Source organism: Caballeronia telluris (assembly GCF_001544495.1).
Classification (GTDB): Bacteria; Pseudomonadota; Gammaproteobacteria; order Burkholderiales; family Burkholderiaceae; genus Caballeronia; species Caballeronia telluris.
In genome coordinates, this window is the sequence record NZ_FCNZ02000103.1 from 1 (window position 1) to 2,300 (window position 2,300).

The window sequence follows — 2,300 nt, forward strand, 5'->3', positions numbered from 1 at the left end:
CTGTTGATTTGCACGGAATCCTGACCCACGATTTGCATTGAATTCTGACCCACCCGTTGGACCAGCTTTGCGGGTTATTCGGTGGGTGTCTGGATCTTCTTTCTCTCCTTCTTTGGCTGTGTTGTGCTGTTTCTGAAACGGTAACTATCGTTGCCTGTTTCTACAATATGGCAATGGTGCGTAAGCCGGTCGAGCAGCGCCGTCGTCATCTTTGCATCTCCAAACACACTGGCCCACTCAGCGAAGCTCAGGTTGGTGGTAATGATGATGCTGGTTCGTTCGTAGAGCTTGCTGAGCAGGTGGAACAGCATGGCACCGCCGGTCTGGCTGAACGGCAGATAGCCGAGCTCGTCGAGAACCACAAGATCGGCATACATGAGTCGCGTGGCGAGCTGTCCGGGCTTGCCCACGAGCTTCTCCTGTTCGAGCGCATTGACCAGCTCGATGGTGGAGAAGAAGCGCACACGGCGTCGATGGTGTTCGAGAGCCTGCACACTGATCGCGGTTGCCAGATGGGTCTTTCCAGTGCCAGGTCCACCTACCAGAACGATGTTGTGCGCGGAGTCGATGAACTCACACTGGTACAACTCGCGCACCAGCGCTTCGTTGGCGTCGCTGCAACTGAAGTCGAAGCCGCCGATGTCGCGATACGCCGGGAAGCGTGCCGCCTTCATCTGATACGCGAGTGAACGCACTTCGCGCTCTGCGATTTCCGCCTTGAGCAACCCGGCAAGCACCAGCGAAGCCGACTTGTAGGCTGGCGAGTCCTGCGCGGCGAGCTCGCCTAACGCCTGTGCCATCCCGTGCAGCTTGAGTGACTTGAGCATCTGCATCATGACGTCAGGCTGCATGATCGTCCTCCCGGTTCCTCAAACGGTCGTAGCGGCCCACGTTGGCCTGCGGCTCAACCTTCAGTGCGAAGGCCTGTGGCGTCTGCAGCGGCGGCACAGGCGGGCTGTCGAGCAGCCGGCTCAGGATGTTCAGCACCGTCTGTTTGTTCGGTGCGCCGGCCTCGAACGCCAGCTCGACTGCAGCAAGCACCATCTGTTCGTCGTGCAACAGGACCAGCGCCAGAATCTCCACCATCTCCCGGTCGCCACCGGGGCGCTTCAGCAGCACGCCCTGCAGCTTGCGGAATCCATCCGGAAACTCGGCGAAGGGTGCACCGTTGCGAAGCGCTCCCGGCTTGCGCTGCAGGACTGCCAGGTAGTGACGCCAGTCGTAAATGGTTTCGCCGTGGTCATGGCTGCGATTGATACAGCGCTCGTGCTCGGCAATCACCTGACCTTCAGCGACGAACACGAGCCTGGCTGCGTAGACGCGCAGACTGATGGGCCGGTTGGCGAACGACGCCGGTACGCTGTAGCGATTGCGCTCGAAGTTCACCAGGCAGGTCGGCGAGACGCGTTTGGTGTGCTCGACGAAACCATCGAATGGCTGACCCACCGGCATCAGGTGTGGCCGCTCGGCCGACCACGCCTCCCAGATCGTCATGTCCTGCTCGGGATGCCGGGTCTGCTGCCACAACAGCACGCATTGATCGGCCAGCCAGTCGTTGAGCGCGGCGAGTGAACCGAACGTCGGCACCTTCTGCCAGAGCCGGTGACGGCTGTCCTGGACATTCTTCTCGATCTGTCCCTTCTCCCAGCCCGAGGCGACGTTGCAGAACTCGGCGTCAAACAGGTAGTGGCTCACCATTGCGCTGAACCGCGCGTTGACCTCGCGCACCTTGCCGGGACGCACCCGGTCGACGGCGGTCTTCATGTTGTCATAAATGCCGCGACGTGGAATGCCGCCCCACGCAACGAACGCATGATGATGGGCGTCGAACAGCATCTCGTGAGTCTGCAGCAGGTAGGCACGCAGGAAGAAGGCGCGGCTGTGGCTGAGCTTGAGTTGCGCGACCTGCAGCTTGGTGCGCTCGCCGTTGATGACGGCCCAGTCCTCGCTCCAGTCGAACTGGAACGCTTCGCCTACAGCAAACCGGAGGGGAACGAACGTCCCGCGTCCGGTCGTCTTCGCCTGCTCGTGTTGTTCCTGTCGCCAGCGTCGGGCAAACGCCGCGACGCGATCATAGGAGCCGGTGAAACCCAGCGAGCAGAGATCCGCGTGAATCTGCTTGAGAGTTCTTCGCTGTTTGCGAGGCCGGGTCGCTTCGGTCTTGAGCCAGCCGGCAAGCTTCGCCGCGAACCCGTCGAGTTTGCTGGGGCTGTGACGTTCGGGATAGGCGGGCAGGACCGTGCCGGCCCGTATGTAACGCCTGACCGTGTTTCTGGACACGCCCAGCCGTTTGGCAATCT

At 61.3% G+C, this 2,300-nt stretch carries 2 protein-coding genes; both read right to left on the minus strand.

Annotation, left to right across the window (positions count from 1 at the left end):
* Positions 1–74: 74 nt before the first annotated feature.
* Positions 75–851, minus strand: coding sequence for an IS21-like element helper ATPase IstB (gene istB / locus AWB66_RS32285; RefSeq protein ID WP_087634028.1), 777 nt, complete (start codon positions 849–851; stop codon positions 75–77).
* The gene (gene istA, locus AWB66_RS32290) at positions 841–2,298 is read right to left on the minus strand and encodes an IS21 family transposase (protein WP_235021353.1); all 1,458 of its coding nucleotides are present in this window, start codon (positions 2,296–2,298) and stop codon (positions 841–843) included. Before istA ends, istB begins: the two co-directional genes overlap by 11 nt.
* Between the last annotated feature and the right edge of the window lie 2 nt (positions 2,299–2,300).